3 protein-coding genes are annotated in these 2,388 nt (G+C 57.1%); all 3 read left to right on the plus strand.

Going from position 1 to position 2,388, the window contains the following annotated elements; genetic code table 11:
- Positions 1 to 313: IS66 family insertion sequence element accessory protein TnpA (gene tnpA / locus BN1125_RS19375; protein ID WP_244268503.1), on the plus strand; the 313-nt coding region annotated here is incomplete at its 5' end.
- Positions 313 to 678 (plus strand): IS66 family insertion sequence element accessory protein TnpB, encoded by a 366-nt coding sequence (gene tnpB, locus BN1125_RS13625; RefSeq protein ID WP_042012890.1) that lies wholly within the window; start codon positions 313 to 315, stop codon positions 676 to 678. The genes tnpA and tnpB, both read left to right, overlap by 1 nt.
- A gap of 49 nt (positions 679 to 727) precedes the next feature.
- Positions 728 to 2,380, plus strand: coding sequence for an IS66 family transposase (gene tnpC, locus BN1125_RS13630; protein ID WP_042012891.1), 1,653 nt, complete (start codon positions 728 to 730; stop codon positions 2,378 to 2,380).
- The last annotated feature ends 8 nt before the right edge of the window (positions 2,381 to 2,388 follow it).

Raw genomic sequence — 2,388 nt, forward strand, 5'->3', positions numbered from 1 at the left:
AGCTATGACTACGCAACAACGTGACGTATTTTGGCAGCAGCAGATCGCATCTTGGCTCTCATCCCGACTTTCCGCCCCCGCTTTCTGTAAACTCCATGACCTCAGCTACCACCAGTTCTCCTACTGGCGCAGAAAGCTGGCAACACCCCAACTCGATAAGGCTGACTCGTCTGCCGGATTTGCTCGTGTCACCCTGCCGCCCTCTCAGACGACCCACCCAGGCTTGACCCTCACCTTGCCCAACGGCATCGCCATCTCCGGCCTGCATGCCAGCAATATTGAATTGCTCGGCGCTATCATGAGGCTCTTGTAATGCGCCCGCGCTACCTGCGTCCGGCCCTGACTCTGCCGCAGATCTACCTCTACCGGGCGCCCATCGATTTTCGCAAACAGGCCAATGGCCTGGCGGCGCTGGTCGAGCAGCAACTCGGGCACAATCCCTTCTCCGGTGCCCTCTATGCCTTCACCAATCGCCGCCGCAACAAGATCAAGTGCCTGATGTGGGAGGACAACGGCTTTGTGCTCTATTACAAGGCGCTCGCCGAGGAGAAATTCAAATGGCCATCCCCTGCCGATGAGCTGCTCTCCCTCTCGGCTGAGCAGATCAACTGGCTGCTCGATGGCTATGATATTTCCCTGATGAAAGGCCACAAAAAACTGCACTATGAAACGCTCTGAATTGGGCTAAATAAGTGCGTTACTACGTTGTTTTTGTTATAATTTAGCCATGAAAATAACGCCTGAATACCTCACCCCATTGCCCGAACTCGGCAGCCTTTCCGCTGCTGAGTTGTTGGTGGTGATTGCTGATTTTCAGCAAAAATTGGCGTTAAAAGAAGAAGCTCTCCGCGAGCAAGAAGAAACCCTTCGCACCCTCGATCACGCTCTCCAGTCCAAAGACGACGTCATCGGCCAACGTGACGCCTATATCCTGCTGCTTGAAGAGCTGCTCCGCTTACGCAGGGCGCAGCGCTTTGCCGCCAGCAGTGAAAAGCTCGCCAGCCAGCTCCAGCTCTTTGATGAAGCCGAGATGGAAGTCGAGATCGACACTCTGCAAGCACAGTTGCCTGAAGCCGCCACCGCCAACATCGCTCCCAAGCGTCGTCAGCGCGGCTTTTCTCCGTCATTGGTGCGTGAACGTCTCGAGCTGACCCTCAGCGATGAAGAGAAAGTCGGGGCCAGCAAGGTCTTCTTCACCAAAGTCAAAGAAGAGCTGAAGTTCATCCCGGCCCAACTCAAGGTGCTGGAGATCTGGCAAGAGAAGGCAGTATTCGAGCGCGATGGCGAACAGGTGATCCTCGCGGCCAAACGCCCGGTGCATCCACTGGGCAAATGCGTTGCCACCCCGTCCCTGCTGGGCTACATCATCACCTCGAAGTATGCTGATGGCCTGCCGCTCTACCGCCTGGAGCAGATGTTCAAGCGCCATGGGCAGGAAGTGAGTCGCACCAGCATGGCACACTGGCTCATCCGTCTGAATGACGTGTTCCAGCCCCTGATGAACCTGCTGCGCGAAGAACAAAACAGCGCCGCTTACCTTCAAGCTGATGAGACCCGGATCCAGGTCCTCAAGGAAGCGGGCAAAACGGCCCAATCGGATAAGTGGATGTGGGTCACCCGCGGCGGTCCCCCGGGCCGACAATCGGTATTATTTGAATATGATCCGTCGCGTGCCGGCAGCGTACCCGTGCGCCTGCTGGCCGGTTTTGACGGTATCCTGCAAGCTGATGGTTATTCTGGCTACGCCGAGGTGTGCCGCACAAACGGGCTCACCCGTATCGGCTGCTGGGATCATGCCCGGCGTAAATTTATCGAAGCAACGAAGGCCGTCCCCGCGAAAGACCAACGTAAAGCCAGCAAGGCCGATGTGGCGTTGGGCTATATCAGCAAACTCTATGCTATCGAACGGGAGCTGCGGGACGGCAGTGATGCCGAGCGCTATCAGGGGCGGCAGTCACGCAGCGTCGCCCTGCTGGACGAGTTCAAAATCTGGTTGGAAGAGCAGATCGGCAAGGTGATGAAAGGGTCGCTGACGAGAAAAGCGATGGAGTACACGCTGGGACAGTGGTCTTGCCTGGTAGGTTACTGCATGCGCGGCGATCTGCATATCAGCAACGTGCTGGCGGAAAACGCGATCCGCCCGTTTGCGGTGGGTCGCAAGGCGTGGTTGTTCGCCGATAGCGCGCAAGGAGCGAAGGCGAGCGCGACCTGCTACTCGCTGCTGGAAACAGCCAAGGCCAATCAGCTGGAGCCGTCAGCGTATATCAATTATGTGCTGGAGCGGATCGGCGACGCGGACAGCCTGGAAAAGCTGGAAGCGCTGCTACCGTGGAATGTGGCGTTGGAGCCGATTTCAAAAAAAGTGGCGCAATACCGTTAGGGCAAGTA

The organism is Aeromonas fluvialis (genome assembly GCF_000819885.1).
In the GTDB taxonomy this organism is placed as follows: domain Bacteria; phylum Pseudomonadota; class Gammaproteobacteria; order Enterobacterales; family Aeromonadaceae; genus Aeromonas; species Aeromonas fluvialis.